This window comes from Coprobacter secundus subsp. similis (assembly GCF_015097275.1).
Classification (GTDB): Bacteria; Bacteroidota; Bacteroidia; order Bacteroidales; family Coprobacteraceae; genus Coprobacter; species Coprobacter secundus.
On sequence record NZ_AP023322.1, the window covers coordinates 318,681 to 336,143 of the forward strand.

The window sequence follows — 17,463 nt, forward strand, 5'->3', positions numbered from 1 at the left end:
TTGAAAGGCACATACATGACTTGGTTTCGTTATCAGATTAATTTTGTAATTTTTTATGAAAATTCATAAATAGCAACCATATCATGCAACAGTCCCTATTTCATACAAGAATTCGGGAACGAAGTCTGCACCGTTAGACCATTCTATTGTGGTATGTGTCAATCCGTATTGGATAAACTTATCCTTATATCCAGCGACTCTCCGAATACTTCACTTGTCAAATAAGGCTTTAACATCCATCACTGAAAGTCACGAGAAGCTCGTAGTCTTTGATATAATCCACATCTACTACTCGTAACATAAGTATTTATTTTGATGGTTCTATTCTACTGGTCTTATCTCCTCTCTGTTTTTTTCCACAATGGAAGAATTTCCGGTTCATGCAAACCTATCCACTCATTTACTTTGACGATTACTTTTACAGGAACCTGTCCGTCCACAATTCTATCCAATACATTGATAGAGCATTTATAATCGCTATAAATAAAATGAATAGGTGGAGGATTATGGTCTCTCCAATACGAACCAGATTATGATGCCAAAAAAATTACAAATTTTGGGCATATTTTATTTATTGTTATATTACAAATGTAGGGATAAAAATTTATCCCTACCGATCTTTTTTATCCGGTTTTACAGCGTAGCTGTAGTTATTCCTTTTGTTTTAAGGAATTGCCTTGTTACCTTTAAAAGTAATTTTACAAATTAATTTTGTAATTATTTCCTACCATGATATTGTTGATTAATGTATCTGCTGGAATTTCCGCTTGGCCTCCGCGTATTGCTAAGCAGCCTAATCCTGGCCAAAAGAACCAGCCAAGACCTACCCCAAGACCAATAGCCAAGCCTTTTTTAGCGTCTCCTTCGATGGACATTGTCCCACCGGATAGAATAATGGTTTGTCCGTCTACTGCTTCAGTAGTTAGAAATTTTACATTCAATGTCCCGGGACGTCCACAACCACGGGCTTTTTTTCGCTCTATTTGGGCAACTATCGGAGTTCCACGTTTGATAAGCACTTTTCCATCAATGTTTACATCATTGTCGACAATAATAGTAGGGGATATATTTTGTTGATTACTTTTTATTGCATCAACAATACGAGCTTGGATAAAAGTTCCACGAGAGAGAACATTTTCTGCAAAAATTACACAATTACAGCTTAATACCAATAAAATGACAGCTAAAATTTTTTTCATAACAGATTGTTTTTTTATTATTTAATATATAATTATTGTATTCAAAAATTAATGTCAGTGATTCCTTGCTTCCTCCCGAGAGAAGCCGGTCAGAATTTACATCTTTGTATAAGTGAATAAATTTGCCCGATTTGTCACTCGAGATGTTATTGCCTTTGAGAAGAAAACTTTTAGGCCATTTAAAGTTTTGCTCTGTCTTGATTGTTTTAATTTCTTTAAAATCAGTATATTTTTTTATTTTGCTTCTAACATTCATATCTTTTTAAAGATAGTAAGTATTCAATATGACGAATTTGTTTTACTTAAATATTTTTATAAGAGAATATTTTCATTGTATTTGTATCGCGGTAGCAATAAAAATATTATACAAATAAAAATAATAGTTAACAAATATAATAATAAAAATTTATAAAACGAATAAAATAGTAATAAAAAGAGGAGATACTAATAAAATGGTTGAACGCTTTGGTGCAAGCTCTAAGAGCCGGTCTGCATTTTGCCCGAGTCAGGTTTGGGAATTTCTTTCGCGGATATTTTTCTGTTGTTAAGGGGAAGATAGCGGGCTATCTGACGAAAGAAAACGGGAAGAGAGATCTGAAGAAACCGTAAAGATGACTCGATAATATTTCCTTAATTGGAAAATCCGGACCGTCTCATCTATGTTGCAGGAGGTAGCCTTTATCAAAGATAAACCGGGACGACGTGTTTTTTATAAAATGAAAGTCTGTTTGGCGATAGCTGAATTTTTACTTATATAATTTTTTTTATCACAAATAAATTTGTTTAATTTGCCTTTCTGTTATGCCAGAAACAGATATTTTTAATCTTTTGTTAATCTAAATTCATCATTATTATGAAAAAGTATGTTGCAGAGATGCTGGGAACTATGGTTCTCGTACTGATGGGGTGCGGCAGTGCAGTATTTGCCGGTAGCGTTACAGGTACGGTAGGTGCCGGAGTCGGGACTATCGGGGTCGCTTTGGCTTTTGGCTTGTCTGTTGTAGCCATGGCTTACACGATTGGCGGAGTTTCGGGATGCCATATAAACCCGGCAATAACATTGGGAGTATACTTGTCGAAAAGGATGAGCGGTAAAGATGCCGGATTCTATATGTTGTTTCAGGTAATTGGAGCCTTGGTCGGGTCGGCGATTATTTATACCTTGGTATCGGCAGGGGGAAATAGCGGGCCTACAATGACCGGTGCGAATAGTTATGCAGAAGGGACCTTGTGGCAGGCATTTATTGCTGAACTTATATTTACATTCATTTTTGTTTTAGTCGTATTGGGAGTTACCAGCAGTAAAAAAGGAAATTCATCTTTAGCAGGATTGGTTATCGGGTTGACCCTGGTATTGGTTCATATAGTTTGTATTCCTATTACGGGAACATCCGTCAATCCGGCGCGTAGCATAGCTCCTGCTCTGTTTGAAGGAGGAGTTGCATTATCCCAGTTATGGCTGTTTATTGTGGCCCCTATGATAGGCGCTGCATTGTCTGCTTTAGTCTGGAAATATTTAGATGCCGAAAAGTGAAATATAGGATAAACAGAATCTGGCAAATTGTTTCTATATGATTTGAGAGATGGGTACTTTCTGTTTTTTTAACAACATCTCCAGAGCCTGCCTGCATTTTGCTGAGCTGGGTTTGAGAGCTTCTTTCAGGACGTTTTTCTTTTTCTATGAAAATGATAGCTGGCTGTCTGACGAGAGAAAACGGAAGACCGAAAGAAGAACTCAACAATGTCCCGGGCAAAATGCAGGCAGGCTCTGAAGATGGGAAGATTCTCATGTCTGATGATATGGGCAAAGTAGAGTAATATGGATATGAAACAAATAATTTATAATTTAATTTAGTAATGGAATCACCAATAAACATGAACCAAGCATTGGAAAAGCTAATCGATTTCAGTATAGATGCCGGTAAGGATATCTTGGTTGCTGTGTTGATTTATGTAATCGGGCGCTTTATCATTAAGTACATCAACAAGTTGATAGCTAAAATTATGGAAAAGCGCAAGCTGGAAACGAGTGTCCAGACTTTCTTGAGAAGTCTGTTGAACATTTTGTTGAACCTTATTTTGGCTTTTGCCATCATCGGTAAGCTGGGAGTCGAGACGACAAGTTTCGCCGCGTTATTGGCTTCGGCCGGTGTGGCTGTCGGTATGGCTTTGTCGGGCAACTTGTCCAATTTTGCAGGCGGGTTGATTATTCTCGTATTCAAACCCTTCAAAGTAGGAGATTATATCGAGGGGGCAGGTGTGAGTGGAACCGTGCAGGAGATACAGATATTCCATACCATTCTGGTAACACCTGACAATCGGGTGATATTCGCTCCTAACGGTTCGTTGAGCAGCAATGCTGTTATCAATTACAGTAAAAAAGATATTCGTCGGGTCGATTTCACTTTTGGAGTAGAATATAATGAAGACTTCGAGAAGGTAAAAGCGGTCGTGCAACAAGTCATCGATTCGGATTCGCGTATTTTGAAAAATCCGTCTTTTGTCATAGAGATAGGTGCTTTGAGTGCGAGTAGTGTGGATATTACGGTACGTGTCTGGGTAAAAAGCTCTGATTATTGGGATGTATTCTTTTGGATGAATCGTACTGTATATGCCACCTTTAACAAGGAAGGCATTGGCTTTCCTTTCCCGCAACTTACTATCCACGGGACAGAGAAATAAGAAATATGGCTTATGGATAAAGCCGATTGTAAAATTTCCATTCGATACAGATAGAGCCTGTCTGCATTTTGCTTGAGCGGGGTTTGGGATTTCCTTTCGAGGATGTTTTCCCCTTTTTGAGAGGATGATAGCTGGCTATCTGGCGAGAGAAAACAGGGAAAGAGACCGGATAATATTTTTATTGGATATTTAGACAACCGGCTCTTAGGAAATCTTTGAAAATAGTAAAGTCCGGGAAAAACTGCGGTAACGGTTTTATGGCGCAGTTTCTTCCGGACTTTGTTTTTGGGAAGCGGAGTTATAATATTGTCAAGACGTGCTATTTGCTTAGGCAACTATAGATAGCCTTGTTGTATGGAATCTTTGTCAAGACAATAAAGCGTATTAAGGCATAACCCTCTGTAAATTGTACACTCCTTTATAGAGGGCTTTATTGTAAGGCAGTATATAGTTCCCTCTATTTGTATGGCCTTGAGTAGTTTTTTTAAAACAAACCGGCGATATTTCTGGAAATGAGATAGAGCAGGGGCCGCTACGGTCTACTGTCGGGTCAACTCATATCCGATAAGAACATTCTTGTAACTTGATAAAATTGAGTTTACCGTTTTCAGCGTCGTGCTCGAAGTCTTGGCCGACAAGGTCGACAATATCTTCACCAGTTTCTGCGCATCGAAGAGCAAGACAAGTTTGTCCCCGTTTTTTTCTATCTTGGCCGACGACTCGCCCAGGCGGATAAGCCCGGCCACTTGGTAAGTCATATCTATTTGCTTGTCGGTCCCGTTGAGGGAATACACCCCTTTTAAGTTGATTTTTTTGTATTGGTTGGTAAACGTGCTGTCGGCAAAGCTGTATCCGAAAGTCGAAGCCGTAATCCCCGCTTTGCTGTATATATCGGTGAGCTGGCTCTCCACTTCGGCGGCAATCAGTTTTCCGCCCGCATCTTTCAGTACCTCCCCGCTTTCAAATTCGCAGGCCGGAGCAGAATACTTCCATGTGCCCGCGATATCTTCGGGGGTCAACGTCGTGATTTTGTTCGTAACTGAGTTTACAGCATCCTCTACGACGTTATTTAACAAATTTTTCAAACTTGTTTTTGTCTGTGAAAACACATTTGACATAATCCCGTTGACGACAAGGATTACTATCAAAACTGCACTTTTTTTCATAATGATGTAATGATAAATGGGAGAACAAGAAATCTCCCGGTTAAATAATTATATATATCCCGAAGGCCGGCCGGCTACTCCCGGCATCTTATGAGTTGCCTTTCTGTACTTTTTGGATAAATTCGTAGATATACAGAGCCGTAGCCTCACAGCCCAGCTTCGAAGAGTCTATCGACAAGTCGTATGATGAGGCAGCCCCCCATTCCTTATCCGTATAATAATTATAATAGTTGGCGCGGCATTTGTTCTTTTTAGAAGCCAGTTCCATAGCTTCCGCCTTCGAGATGTGCTCACGTTTCATGATACGCTCTATCCTGTCCTTCAACGGAGCATGGATAAATACGTTGAAGCACATCGGGTTTTCGCGGAGTATATAATCGGCACATCGTCCTACGAATACGCTCGGATGGTCTTCTGCCAGATGGATAATCACGTCCGACTGGTACTTGAAAATATTCTCGTTGCTCAATGTACCGTCGTTGCCGAAAGAGTTGCCCAGAGTTGCCCAACTCATGGTGAGGATGTTGCGCAGAGACCCCGGAGCCGTCTCGTCGGCCCTCTCGAAGTATTCCGAGCTCAAGCCGCTTTCTTTGGCCGCTTCCTGTATAAGTTCCTTATCGTAGTATGCAATATCGAATAATTTGGCGAGGCGCTGGCCTATCTCGCGGCCACCGCTTCCGAACTGACGTCCGATGGTGATGATAAGATTGTTTTTCATATAAATATCGTCATACAGTATCTTGCCGATACACATTTACAAAGCAAAGTTACTACAAAAAAGTGAAATGCGGAAAGATATAGTGATAGAATTGAGTTACAAGGGTTTTGGTTGAAGTGGCGATAATCCGTGAAGCCATTACAATCCCTGCCGAAGCCAAATCCTGACGCCGCTACGTTACTTGTTCGTAACCATGCCCGAAAATGCGACAAACGGGTACGAATAGCGAAACAAGGCTCTAAGGAATAGTGAGTTATCCATAACTCATGCGAAAAATCAGGTTACGGAAAAAGATTGCGCCGTTCCTCCCCGTTTTGCGTACCAACACCGGACTCTTCACCAACTAATTTTGAAACCCAAAAATTAAGGACAATGAAGAGTACATTTTCAGTAATCTACTACCTCAAGCGTCAGGTAGTGAAAAAGGACGGGACAGTTCCCGTCATGGGACGCATCACGGTGGACGGCAGCCAGACACAGTTCAGCTGCAAACTGACTGTCGATCCGAAACTGTGGGACACCAAAGGTGGACGTGTCACGGGCAGAAGCACGGCGGCACTCGAAACGAACCGTATGCTTGACAAGATGCGGGTACGCATCAACAGGCATTATCAGGAAATCATGGAGCGTGACAACTTCGTCACGGCGGAGAAGGTGAAGAACGCCTTTCTCGGACTGGAACACCGCTACCACACGCTGATGCAGGTGTTCCGCCAGCACAACGAGGACTACGAGAAGCAGGTGGAGGCAGGCATGAAAGCCAAAGGCACGCTGCTGAAGTACCGCACCGTTTACAAGCACATGCAAGAGTTCCTCGACATCCGCTACCATGTGAAGGACATCGCCCTAAAAGAGCTTACCCCGGCTTTCATCTCCGACTTCGAGATGTTCCTGCGCACGGACAAGCACTGCTGCACCAATACCGTGTGGCTGTACGTCTGCCCGTTACGGACGATGGTATTCATCGCCATCAACAACGAGTGGCTGACGCGCGACCCGTTCCGCGAGTATGAAATCAAGAAGGAGGAAACAACACGCAGTTTCCTGACCAAAGATGAGATCCGCCTGCTGATGGAGGGGAAACTGAAAAACGCCAAACAGGAATTGTACCGCGACCTCTACCTGTTCTGCGCCTTCACGGGGCTGTCGTTCGCGGATATGCGCAACCTTACGGAAGAGAATATCCGCACCTACTTCGACGAACACGAGTGGATAAACATCAACCGCCAGAAAACGGGCGTGGTGTCCAACATCCGCCTGCTCGACATCGCCAACCGCATAATCGGCAAATACCGGGGACTGTGCGGGGACGGCAGGATATTTCCCGTTCCGCATTATAACACGTGCCTTGCCGGTATCCGTGCCGTCGCCAAGCGTTGCGGCATCACCAAGCATATCACGTGGCATCAGAGCCGCCACACGGCAGCCACGACGATATTCCTCTCCAACGGTGTTCCCATCGAAACGGTCAGCTCCATGCTCGGACACAAGAGCATAAAGACGACGCAGATTTACGCAAAGATAACCAAAGAGAAGCTCAATCAGGACATGGAGAACCTTGCCGCAAGATTGAACGGCGTCGAGGAATTTGCAGGTTGCACCATCTAAAAAGAAAAGCCATGAAACGTGACACAATCATCATCGAGGACAAGGCAGTCAGCGTAACCGGTAACGACGTGTGGATGACCGCCACCGAAATAGCCGGATTGTTCCATACGACCGTCCCGGCAGTGAACGCCGCCATCAGAGCCGTCCGCAAGTCGGACGTGCTGAACGACTACGAGGTGTGCCGCTACATGCAGCTTGAAAACGGGCTGCACGCGGACGTGTACGCCCTTGAAATCATCATCCCGGTCGCTTTCAGGGTGAATACCTACAACACCCACCTGTTCCGCACATGGCTGGTGGGAAAGGCACTCTCACAAGAGAAACGGCAGACATACGTGATGTTCATACAGAACGGAAAAGCCGGGTATTGCTGATTGCACATACCCCATAAGACAAGTAAACGGGTAGCACCACAAAAGGTGTCACCCGTTTACTTTTTCATGAAACCGCCTCACTCCAGCGGCTTGCGGTAGTTCGCTTCCAGTACCCCGCGCAGCCCCGTTTCCGGGTAAAGCACCTTCCCTCCCAAAAGTATGAAGGGCAACACGCGGTTGTTGCGGTATTCCTGCAAGGTGCGCCGGCTCACACGGAGCAGTTCCGACACCTCGCCGTCCGTCAGGTAACGTTCCCCGTCCAGCGGAGGACGGTAGCTTTCCAGAAATGCGGACAGCCATTTCGAGCCTTTGCGCATATCCTGCACCACAGAGGCTATCGGCTCGTCTTCCATCGTAAAAACATCGTTGTTCTCGTTCATCATAACTTCGGATTCAGTGGGTGAATAAATCAAATCATCTGCCGTGCGGATAGAGCGTGCCGACAAGCGGTATCAGCCGCTTCACCTCCTCTGGCTTGTAATAGAACCTGCGGTTTATCTGCGAGTAGCCGATAAGCCGCCTGTCACGCAGCGTCTGCAACGTGCGCGGGCTTATTCTCAACTGCCCGCAGACCTCCTCGCCCGTGAGCCATCTTTCCATGCGCCCCGTGTCGCTTTTGCGCCTCAGGGCGGCGACCTTCTCCGAGAGTGCGCCGAATGCCGCCACCATCATCTCGAAAGTCTTTTTCTCGATAGATACTATTTCCATATTCATGTCATTTAGAGTTTGCCGCAAAGGTAACGAAACGGCATACAAGACGTATCGTTTTCCGCTGAAAGGCTGCCTGTTGCGCCGTTTGACCGGGTTACGGAGCCATCTTCCGCAAAAATCTTACGTGAGTCACGTAGTGAGTTGTTAAAGCCCCTTTTGTTTATTGCCGAATTTTGTCGCAGAAACAAAAAGAAAGGACTGAACATGAAAGTGATAACAATGGAAAGTTCCGCCTACAAGGAGATGATGGCGCAGATTGCGAACATCGCAGGGTACATCCGCGAGGCAAGGGACGAGAAGAAACGGAAGCGGGAAACCGAAGACAAGCTGCTTGACACGGCACAGGCGGCGAAGATGCTCAACGTGAGCAAGCGCACCATGCAGCGTATGCGCACCGACCACCGTATCGAGTATGTGGTGGTACGCGGAAGCTGCCGCTACCGCCTTTCCGAGATACTGCGGCTATTGGAGGACAACACAGTAAGGAACGAGGAAGGGACAATAGACACCCTGTTCCACAACCACACGCTGCGCACGGGCGGCAAACCAAAAGGAAGGAGGACATAGGTCATGGAACTGCTCACACGAAACAACTTCGAGGGCTGGATGCAGAAGCTGATGGAACGGCTCGACCGTCAGGACGAACTGCTGCTGGCGATGAAGGCTGAGGGGAAACAGCCCACTATCACGGAAAGCATCCGCCTTTTCGACAATCAGGATTTGTGCATGTTGCTCCAGATAAGCAAACGCACCCTCCAACGCTACCGCAGCGTAGGCGCATTGCCCTACAAGACGCTGGGCAAGAAGACCTATTACAGCGAGGAGGACGTGCTGACATTCCTTTCCAACCATATCAAGGACTTCAAAAAGGAAGATATAGCCTTCTACAAGGCTCGTATCCATAATTTCTTTCATAAATAACCCATTAAAACATTTTTCAGATGGCAAAGAAAAAAGACGAAAAGGACGTGCTGGTAGTCCGTGACGAGAAGACAGGCGAGATCAGCGTGGTAGCCGGGCTGAACGCGGACGGCACACCCAAGCGCACCCCCGCAAAAGCGGAGAACGCGCAGAGTTTCCTGCAATTCGACCGACATGGCGACGTGCTGGACAACTTCTTCAAGAACTTCTTCCGGCAGTGCAAGGAACCCAGCCGCTTCGGTTTCTACCGCATTGCGGCAGACCAAGCTGAAAATCTCTTAGAGGTGATGAAGCAACTGCTGAAAGACCCCGAAGCGAACAAGGAGCTGCTCGCCCCTCACAAGGTGGACACCTCCGACTATGAGAAGAAGGTGCAGGAAGAGATGGCAGCACAACAGACAGAGAAACAAGAACCTCAAAAACAGGAGAACATGGAACAACGGAAAGAACAGCAACAGGACAAATCCGAACAGATGCAGGGCAAACGTGGCTACCAGCCCATCGACGAGAGTAAAATCAACTGGCAGGAGCTGGAGGACAGATGGGGCGTAAAGCGGGACAACCTTGAAAAGTCCGGCGACCTTACGAAGATGCTCAACTATGGCAAGTCCGACTTGGTAAAGGTCAAACCGACCTTCGGCGGCGAATCATTCGAGCTGGACGCCCGCCTCTCCTTCAAGAAGGACGGTGAGGGAAACATCAGCCTCGTGCCGCACTTCATCCGCAAGGAGCAGAAGCTGGATGAGTACAAGGAACACAAATTCTCCGACAATGACCGGAAGAACCTCCGCGAAACGGGCAATCTCGGTAGGGTCGTGGACATTGTGGACAGGGAAACGGGCGAGATCATCCCCTCCTACATCAGCATCGACCGCAAGACGAATGAAATCACGGACATTCCGGCAAGCAGGGTGCGCATCCCGGAGCGCATCGGCAAGACGGAAATCACCACGCAGGAGCGGGACATGCTCCGCGCCGGACTGCCCGTACGCGACAAGCTCATCGAGCGCAACGACGGCAGAAAGTTCGTCACCACCCTGCAAGTGAACGTGGAGCAGCGCGGCGTGGAGTTCGTGCCGGGAACCGGCAAGTCGCCCCGTACCGCACAGACACAGGAAACCAAAGGCGACACATCGAAAAGTCAGGCGCAGGGCGGGGAAAATGCCGCACAGACCAAGAAGGAGCAACGCCGCAACACGTGGACGAACGAGGACGGCAGCATCCGCCCCATCAGCAAATGGAGCGGCGTGAGCTTCACCGACCAGCAGAAAGCCGACTATGTGGCGGGTAAAGCCGTGAAGCTGGAGAACGTGACCGACAAGCAGGGCTTCCATGCCACGATGTATATCAAGTTCAACCCGGAGAAGGGACGCCCGTACCGCTACGACACGAACCCTGACAATGCACAGCAGGTTGCTCCGTCCAACGAGAGCCGCACGCAGGTGGCGGTGAACAACGATGGCAAGACCAACGAGGCTACAAAGAATCTGAGAGAGCCGTTGCAGAAAGGTCAGACCAACCCGAAGGACGCCCGCCAGCAACAGCAGCAGGAGAAGCCGCAGAAGAAAACGGGCAAGGGCATGAAAATGTAATCCCGTGTCCGCCACTGAATCCAAAATAAAATCCAAAGTATCAACAAAAAAGAAGAAGACATGAAGACAATCATTGCAGAAAAGCCCTCCGTGGCACGTGAAATCGCCCGCATCGTGGGCGCGACAAAGAGAGAGGAAGGATATTTCGAGGGAGGCGGTTATGCCGTGACATGGGCATTCGGACACCTCGTTCAGCTTGCCATGCCCGACGGCTACGGCGTGCGCGGATTTGTCCGTGACAACCTCCCGATTATTCCCGACACATTCACGCTCGTCCCCCGTCAGGTCAGGACGGAGAAAGGTTACAAGCCCGACAGCGGCGTGGTGTCGCAGATAAAAGTCATCAAAAGACTGTTCGACACAAGCGAACATATCATCGTGGCGACCGATGCCGGACGCGAGGGAGAGCTTATCTTCCGCTACCTCTACCACTATACGGGTTGCACCACTCCTTTCGTGCGCCTGTGGATCAGCTCTCTCACCGACAAAGCTATCCGCGAGGGACTGCGGAAACTCGAAGACGGCAGCAAATACGACAACCTCTACCTCGCCGCCAAAGCGCGGAGCGAATCCGACTGGCTCGTGGGCATCAACGGCACACAGGCGTTATCCATCGCCGCCGGACACGGCACGTATTCCGTGGGGCGGGTGCAGACACCAACGTTGGCTATGGTATGTGAACGCTACTGGGAGAACCGCCGCTTTACGTCCGAAGCATTCTGGCAGCTCCATATCGCAACGGACGGTTGCGACGGCGAAGTCGTGAAATTCTCATCCTCCGAGAAATGGAAAGAGAAAGAACCGGCGATGGAACTATATAATAAGGTAAAGGCGGCAGGTTGCGCCACTGTCACGAAAGCCGAGCGCAAGGAGAAGACGGAGGAAACTCCCTTGCTCTACGACCTGACCACGCTCCAGAAAGAAGCCAACGCCAAGCACGGCTTCACGGCGGAACAGACGCTTGAAATCGCGCAGAAACTCTACGAAAAGAAGTTGATAACCTATCCGAGAACGGGAAGCCGCTACATCCCCGAAGACGTGTTTGCCGAAATTCCCAAACTGCTCGCTTTCATCGGCACACAGCCCGAATGGAAAGACAAGGTGCGGGCAAAAGCCGCCCCGACACGCCGCAGCGTGGACGACGGCAAGGTGACAGACCACCATGCCCTGCTCGTCACGGGTGAGAAACCGCTCTTCCTCTCCAAAGAGGACAATACCATCTATCAGATGATTGCCGGGCGCATGGTCGAGGCATTCTCTGAGAAATGCGTCAAGGATGTGACCACTGTCACGGCGGAATGTGCCGGAGTGGAGTTTACCGTAAAAGGCAGCGTCGTGAAGCAAACCGGATGGCGTGCCGTCTATGGCGAGGAAAAAGAGGAAATTACCATCCCCGGCTGGCAGGAAGGCGACACGCTGACACCGAAAGGCTCGTCCATTACCGAAGGAAAGACCAAACCCAAGCCGCTGCATACCGAAGCCACCCTGCTCTCGGCAATGGAAACGGCGGGCAAGGAAATTGAGGACGACGCACTGCGGCAGGCGATGAAGGACTGTGGCATCGGTACTCCCGCCACACGCGCCTCCATCATCGAAACGCTTTTCAAGCGCGGTTACATGGAACGCTGCAAGAAGTCGCTTGTTCCCACCGAAAAAGGACTTGCCCTCAATTCCGTCGTCAAGACGATGCGCATCGCCGATGTTGCCATGACGGGCGAATGGGAAAAGGAGCTGGCGCGTATCGAGCGCGGGGAACTGTCCGACGACACCTTCCGCAAGGAGATAGAGGCGTACACACGTGAGATAACCTCCGAACTGATCTCGTGCGACAAGCTCTTCGGCAGCCGTGACTCCGGCTGCGCGTGTCCCAAGTGTGGCACGGGCAGGATGCGGTTCTACGGCAAGGTGGTACGCTGCGACAACACGGAGTGCGGACTGCCCGTGTTCCGGCTGAAAGCGGGACGCACCCTGTCCGACGATGAAATCAAAGACCTGCTCACCGAAGGGCATACCAAGCTGCTCAAAGGGTTCAAGAGCAAACAGGGCAAGAGTTTCGATGCTGTTGTCGCCTTTGACGGGGAATATAACACGACTTTTGTGTTCCCGGAGGCTAAAAAGGACAAGAAATTTTCAGGACGGAAGAAATAGTATTAACTTTGCCACTTGTTCAGAGTAATGAATTGTTCTTCGATACCGGATTACACTCATACTTTGGATTTAGTGGTGGCACTCGGAGGGATACCGAGTGCCTTTTTCTTCCTTTTTCCAACCGATTATCCCGTTAATTATCAATCCGCTAAATCCAAAGTAATGAACAACAAGAAGAAAAACGAGGGTCAGACCGACTTTTCCTATTACGGTCTGTACCTGCTGGACTATCTCCGCACGAACAAGTTTGAACAGGCTGACGACACCGCTTTCATACGGGAACGGGCCGACCGTGCCGCCGAAACGTATGAGAGGGCACGGCTTGAAGGCTATCCCGCCGATGGTGCGCAGGAACTGGCGATGGACACGCTGCTGCGCGGGCTGCATTATTCCCGTTACGCCATCCTCCGCGAAGTCGTGGAAAACGAGTTTGCCGATGAAGTGCCGGAAGAGAAGCGTGAAGCCTTTGTCCTGAAACTGCTGCCGCTTGTCGGCAACGTGTTCTCCGTCTATGACCTCTCGGATGACAATTTCGCCCTGTCTTCCGATTACGACCTGCTCTACACGGAGCTGACGGGAGCAACCGTCCTTTACTTAGACGAATATGGCGTTTAACCGCAAACAGAAACTGCGGGACAACATCGAGGCGATACGGACGGCATTCATCCTTGACAGGGAAAATAGGACAGCGACAACCGAAGAGCGTGCCATACTTCAAAGGTACTGCGGTTTCGGCGGTCTGAAATGTATCCTCAACCCTGCAAAGGAACTGACGGATGCCGTCCGGTGGGCGAAATCCGACCTCGAACTGTTCGCCCCGACGGTGGAGCTGCACAGGCTTATCCGTGAGAACAGCAAGGACGAAACAGAGTACAAGCGGTTTGTGGATTCGCTGAAAGCGTCCGTGCTGACCGCTTTCTACACCCCCAAAGAGATAACCGACACCATCGCGGACGTGCTGGCAGATTACAGCGTCCGCCCCGCCCGTATGCTCGAACCGTCGGCAGGTGTCGGCGTGTTCGTGGATTCCATGCTGCGGCACAGCCCCAATGCGGATGTGATGGCTTTCGAGAAGGATCTGCTCACGGGTACAATCTTGAGGCATCTCTATCCCGACCAGAAAATGCGCACCTGCGGTTTTGAGAAAATCGAAAGACCGTTCAACAATTATTTCGACTTGGCGGTGTCCAACATTCCGTTCGGTGACATTGCCGTGTTCGACGCGGAGTTTCAGCGGAGCGACTCTTTCGGCAGACGCTCCGCCCAGAAAACCATCCACAACTATTTCTTTCTCAAAGGACTGGATGCCGTGCGTGACGGCGGTATCGTGGCGTTCATCACCTCGCAAGGGGTATTGAATAGCACCAAGACCTCCGTGCGTAACGAGCTGTTCAGTCAGGCCAATCTGGTATCCGCGATACGCCTGCCCAACAACCTGTTCACGGACAACGCGGGCACGGAGGTGGGCAGTGACCTGATTGTCCTGCAAAAGAACCTCAGCAAGAAGGAAATGTCGCAGGACGAGCGGCTGATGACCGTGATACAGACGGACACGAAAACCGCCCTGACCGACAACGCCTATTTCATCCACCACCCGGAACGCATCGTGCATACGATGGCGAAACTTGACACAGACCCCTACGGGAAGCCCGCTATGGTTTATCTGCACGAGGGCAAGGCAGCAGGCATCGCCGGGGATTTGCGCCGTATGCTCGACGAGGATTTCCATTACAGGCTTGCCATGCGCTTGTATTCGGGTTCAATCCGGCAGGCAGGAACGGAAGAAAAAGTTGCCGTTCAAAATAAAGTAGAGCGTCCTGCCATAAAATTGGAAACAGTATCCTCGGCGCAGACGGTGGAAACTCCGACAGAAAAGCCGCAACCCGCAGATGAAAAGCCGGAGATAGAACCGCGCCCGCAATATTCCGCAGGCGTGCAGCTCACCCTGCTTGACCTCTGGGGGATGACGGAAGAGGTCAGCCAACCGAAAACCTCCAAAAAGAAAAAGACGGTGAAAAAGGCAGTTACGGCAAAGTCCACTCCGCCCAAACCGAAAGTCACGGTTACACCGACAGCTCCAACTGCAAAACCCGCAATGGAGAATAAGGAGGTGAAAGCGGAGAACACCGCCAAGCCTGCCGACCCGGACGACATCTATGCCACACTGGACTGGGATACCAATCCTCCCATCAACGGTTTCTATGAAATGATGATGGGTTTGACGCCGGAGCGTAGGAAAGAACTTCGGGAACTGGCAAGGCAGCATAACGAGAAACAAGTGGCGGAAAAGACGGAAGTGAAAGCCGTGCCGGAAACTTCCCGTGAGCAGCCACGACAGGAGGAAACACAGCCGGAGGCAGTCGCCGCACCTGCCGTTACAGATACCCCATCGGAAGCGGTGGGGACTTTCCTTTTCCCCGACATCGAAGCGGAAAAGCCGAAGGAGGAAGTCGTGGACCTTTCTCCGCGTGCCTACCACCGCACGCCGGAGATGCACCTGCGCGAAGGGTCGCTGGTGGCTGACCGGGGGCGTCATAACATCGGCTACCTGAAAGACATCACGCCATACGGGGCGACATTCCAGCCGCTCGACCTGAAAGGATACCAGAAGGAAAAGGCGTTGTTGTATGTGTCGCTGCGTGACGCCTACGAGCGTCTGTACCGTTATGAATCGCTCCGGCGCGAGGCAAATGTTCCGTGGCGAGAGCATCTGAATACCTGTTACGATGAGTTTGTCATGCGCTACGGCAACCTCAACGCCAAGCAGAACGTGAAGTTAGTGATGATGGATGCGGGCGGGCGCGACATCCTTTCGCTGGAACGGATGGAAAACGGAAAGTTCGTCAAGGCGGACATCTTCGAGCATCCTGTTTCCTTCGCGGTGGAGAGCCATGCCAACGTAGGCTCTCCCGAAGAAGCCCTGTCTGCGTCGCTCAACAAATATGGTACGGTCAATCTCGACTATATGCGGGAGATAACCGACAGCACGGCGGAGGATTTGCTCACTGCCCTGCAAGGGCGCATCTACTACAATCCGCTCGTGACCGGTTACGAAATCAAAGACCGTTTCATCGCCGGAAATGTCATAGAGAAAGCGGAACGCATAGAGGCATGGATGGGTGACAATCCCGAAAATGAGCGTATGCCGGAGGTGAAGCAGGCGTTGGAGGCTCTGAAAGATGCCGAGCCGCAGCGCATCGCCTTCGAGGATCTGGACTTCAATTTCGGGGAACGCTGGATTCCGACGGGTGTCTATGCCGCCTACATGAGCCGGCTGTTCGACACGGAGGTGAAAATCGCCTATTCCGCAAGCATGGACGAGTTTTCGGTGGTGTGCGGCTACCGCACCATGAAAATCACGGACGAGTTTCTGGTGAAGGGGTATTACCGGAACTATGACGGTATGCACCTCCTAAAACACGCCCTGCACAACACCTGCCCTGACATGATGAAGTCCATCGGCAAGGACGAGCATGGCAACGACATCAAGATGCGCGACAGCGAGGGAATACAACTCGCCAACGCCAAGATTGACGAGATACGAAACGGCTTCTCCGAATGGCTCGAAGAGCAGTCGCCGCAGTTCAAGGAGCGGCTTGTGACGATGTATAACCGCAAGTTCAACTGTTTCGTGCGCCCGCGCTACGACGGCTCCCATCAGACCTTTCCCGACCTCAACCTGAAAGGGCTGGCAAGCCGGGGTATCAAGAGCGTCTATCCCTCACAGATGGATTGCGTCTGGATGTTGAAACAGAACGGCGGCGGAATTTGCGACCACGAGGTGGGAACCGGTAAGACGCTGATAATGTGCATCGCCGCGCATGAGATGAAGCGTCTGAATTTGGCACACAAGCCGATGATTATCGGGCTGAAAGCCAACGTTGCGGAGATTGCAGCCACCTATCAGGCGGCATATCCCAACGCACGTATTCTGTACGCTTCGGAGAAGGACTTTTCGACCGCCAACCGTGTGCGCTTCTTCAATAATATAAAGAACAACGACTACGATTGCGTCATCATGTCGCACGACCAGTTCGGCAAGATACCGCAGTCGCCGGAATTGCAGCAGCGCATCCTGCAAGCAGAGCTTGACACGGTGGAGGAAAACCTCGAAGTGCTACGGCAGCAGGGAAAGAACGTGTCGCGGGCGATGCTGAAAGGATTGGAGAAGCGCAAGCACAACCTTGAAGCGAAGCTGGAGAAGGTGGAACACGCCATAAAGTCACGCACGGACGACGTGGTGGATTTCAAGCAGATGGGCATCGACCACATCTTCATAGATGAGAGCCATTATCAGAACTTTCTTATTTTTTTTGTTTGACATTCTAAATATATTGAAATTCA

Annotated in this window: 16 protein-coding genes and 2 pseudogenes; 11 read left to right on the plus strand and 7 right to left on the minus strand. The window is 49.6% G+C overall.

What is annotated here, in order from left to right:
• Window positions 1-81: 81 nt before the first annotated feature.
• From Cop2CBH44_RS16465 to Cop2CBH44_RS01145, 3 genes and pseudogenes are all read right to left on the minus strand, one after another.
• Window positions 82-301: pseudogene (locus tag Cop2CBH44_RS16465) on the minus strand (DUF2442 domain-containing protein).
• A gap of 34 nt (window positions 302-335) precedes the next feature.
• Window positions 336-494, minus strand: coding sequence for a DUF4160 domain-containing protein (locus tag Cop2CBH44_RS16470; RefSeq protein WP_338025696.1), 159 nt, complete (start codon window positions 492-494; stop codon window positions 336-338).
• 204 nt (window positions 495-698) lie between these two features.
• Window positions 699-1,199 (minus strand): hypothetical protein, encoded by a 501-nt coding sequence (locus Cop2CBH44_RS01145; RefSeq protein ID WP_200755401.1) that lies wholly within the window; start codon window positions 1,197-1,199, stop codon window positions 699-701.
• A gap of 853 nt (window positions 1,200-2,052) precedes the next feature.
• Between Cop2CBH44_RS01145 and Cop2CBH44_RS01150 the strand changes: the two genes are divergently transcribed.
• The 3 genes from Cop2CBH44_RS01150 to Cop2CBH44_RS01160 all read left to right on the plus strand — a co-directional run bounded on the left by Cop2CBH44_RS01150 (window position 2,053) and on the right by Cop2CBH44_RS01160 (window position 3,881).
• Complete coding sequence (locus tag Cop2CBH44_RS01150) at window positions 2,053-2,733, plus strand: MIP family channel protein (protein ID WP_021930380.1); 681 nt, start codon at window positions 2,053-2,055, stop codon at window positions 2,731-2,733.
• A gap of 146 nt (window positions 2,734-2,879) precedes the next feature.
• Window positions 2,880-3,017 carry a hypothetical protein gene (locus tag Cop2CBH44_RS01155; protein WP_154668398.1) on the plus strand — a complete coding sequence of 46 codons (138 nt, stop codon included), beginning with the start codon at window positions 2,880-2,882 and terminating at the stop codon, window positions 3,015-3,017.
• 39 nt (window positions 3,018-3,056) lie between these two features.
• Window positions 3,057-3,881, plus strand: coding sequence for a mechanosensitive ion channel family protein (locus Cop2CBH44_RS01160; protein ID WP_021930379.1), 825 nt, complete (start codon window positions 3,057-3,059; stop codon window positions 3,879-3,881).
• A gap of 539 nt (window positions 3,882-4,420) precedes the next feature.
• Here Cop2CBH44_RS01160 and Cop2CBH44_RS01165 read toward each other — a convergent pair.
• Window positions 4,421-5,047, minus strand: coding sequence for a DUF4923 family protein (locus Cop2CBH44_RS01165; RefSeq protein WP_021930378.1), 627 nt, complete (start codon window positions 5,045-5,047; stop codon window positions 4,421-4,423).
• Between the two features lie 88 nt (window positions 5,048-5,135).
• Window positions 5,136-5,765 carry a cytidylate kinase-like family protein gene (locus tag Cop2CBH44_RS01170; RefSeq protein WP_044229763.1) on the minus strand — a complete coding sequence of 210 codons (630 nt, stop codon included), beginning with the start codon at window positions 5,763-5,765 and terminating at the stop codon, window positions 5,136-5,138.
• A gap of 372 nt (window positions 5,766-6,137) precedes the next feature.
• Here Cop2CBH44_RS01170 and Cop2CBH44_RS01175 point away from each other — a divergent pair, with 372 nt between their 5' ends.
• Both Cop2CBH44_RS01175 and Cop2CBH44_RS01180 read left to right on the plus strand, forming a co-directional pair.
• Entirely contained in the window at window positions 6,138-7,373 is a 1,236-nt protein-coding gene (locus Cop2CBH44_RS01175) for a site-specific integrase (RefSeq protein ID WP_004291422.1), read from the plus strand.
• A gap of 11 nt (window positions 7,374-7,384) precedes the next feature.
• Window positions 7,385-7,747: a hypothetical protein gene (locus Cop2CBH44_RS01180; protein WP_004291423.1), complete on the plus strand. Its 363-nt coding sequence runs from the start codon at window positions 7,385-7,387 to the stop codon at window positions 7,745-7,747.
• A 77-nt stretch (window positions 7,748-7,824) separates the two neighbouring features.
• Here the strand turns inward: Cop2CBH44_RS01180 and Cop2CBH44_RS01185 are convergent, their stop codons facing one another.
• Both Cop2CBH44_RS01185 and Cop2CBH44_RS01190 read right to left on the minus strand, forming a co-directional pair.
• Window positions 7,825-8,130: a helix-turn-helix domain-containing protein gene (locus Cop2CBH44_RS01185; protein ID WP_004291424.1), complete on the minus strand. Its 306-nt coding sequence runs from the start codon at window positions 8,128-8,130 to the stop codon at window positions 7,825-7,827.
• A 31-nt stretch (window positions 8,131-8,161) separates the two neighbouring features.
• Window positions 8,162-8,461 carry a helix-turn-helix domain-containing protein gene (locus Cop2CBH44_RS01190; RefSeq protein ID WP_004291426.1) on the minus strand — a complete coding sequence of 100 codons (300 nt, stop codon included), beginning with the start codon at window positions 8,459-8,461 and terminating at the stop codon, window positions 8,162-8,164.
• A gap of 138 nt (window positions 8,462-8,599) precedes the next feature.
• Between Cop2CBH44_RS01190 and Cop2CBH44_RS01195 the strand changes: the two genes are divergently transcribed.
• The 6 genes and pseudogenes from Cop2CBH44_RS01195 to Cop2CBH44_RS01220 form a co-directional block, all read left to right on the plus strand.
• Window positions 8,600-9,025, plus strand: a complete 426-nt coding sequence (locus Cop2CBH44_RS01195) for a helix-turn-helix domain-containing protein (RefSeq protein ID WP_004291432.1) — start codon at window positions 8,600-8,602, stop codon at window positions 9,023-9,025.
• A gap of 3 nt (window positions 9,026-9,028) precedes the next feature.
• Window positions 9,029-9,379: a helix-turn-helix domain-containing protein gene (locus tag Cop2CBH44_RS01200; RefSeq protein ID WP_004291454.1), complete on the plus strand. Its 351-nt coding sequence runs from the start codon at window positions 9,029-9,031 to the stop codon at window positions 9,377-9,379.
• Window positions 9,380-9,399: 20 nt separating this feature from the next.
• A complete protein-coding gene (locus Cop2CBH44_RS01205; RefSeq protein WP_004291455.1) occupies window positions 9,400-10,971 on the plus strand; it encodes a DUF3945 domain-containing protein in 1,572 nt (523 codons plus the stop codon).
• Window positions 10,972-11,031: 60 nt separating this feature from the next.
• A complete protein-coding gene (locus tag Cop2CBH44_RS01210; RefSeq protein WP_004291456.1) occupies window positions 11,032-13,119 on the plus strand; it encodes a type IA DNA topoisomerase in 2,088 nt (695 codons plus the stop codon).
• A gap of 162 nt (window positions 13,120-13,281) precedes the next feature.
• Window positions 13,282-13,734, plus strand: a complete 453-nt coding sequence (locus tag Cop2CBH44_RS01215; RefSeq protein WP_004304266.1) for a DUF1896 domain-containing protein — start codon at window positions 13,282-13,284, stop codon at window positions 13,732-13,734.
• Window positions 13,724-17,431: pseudogene (locus tag Cop2CBH44_RS01220) on the plus strand (N-6 DNA methylase); the annotation flags it as partial. The gene Cop2CBH44_RS01215 and the pseudogene Cop2CBH44_RS01220, both read left to right, overlap by 11 nt.
• Window positions 17,432-17,463: the final 32 nt, after the last annotated feature.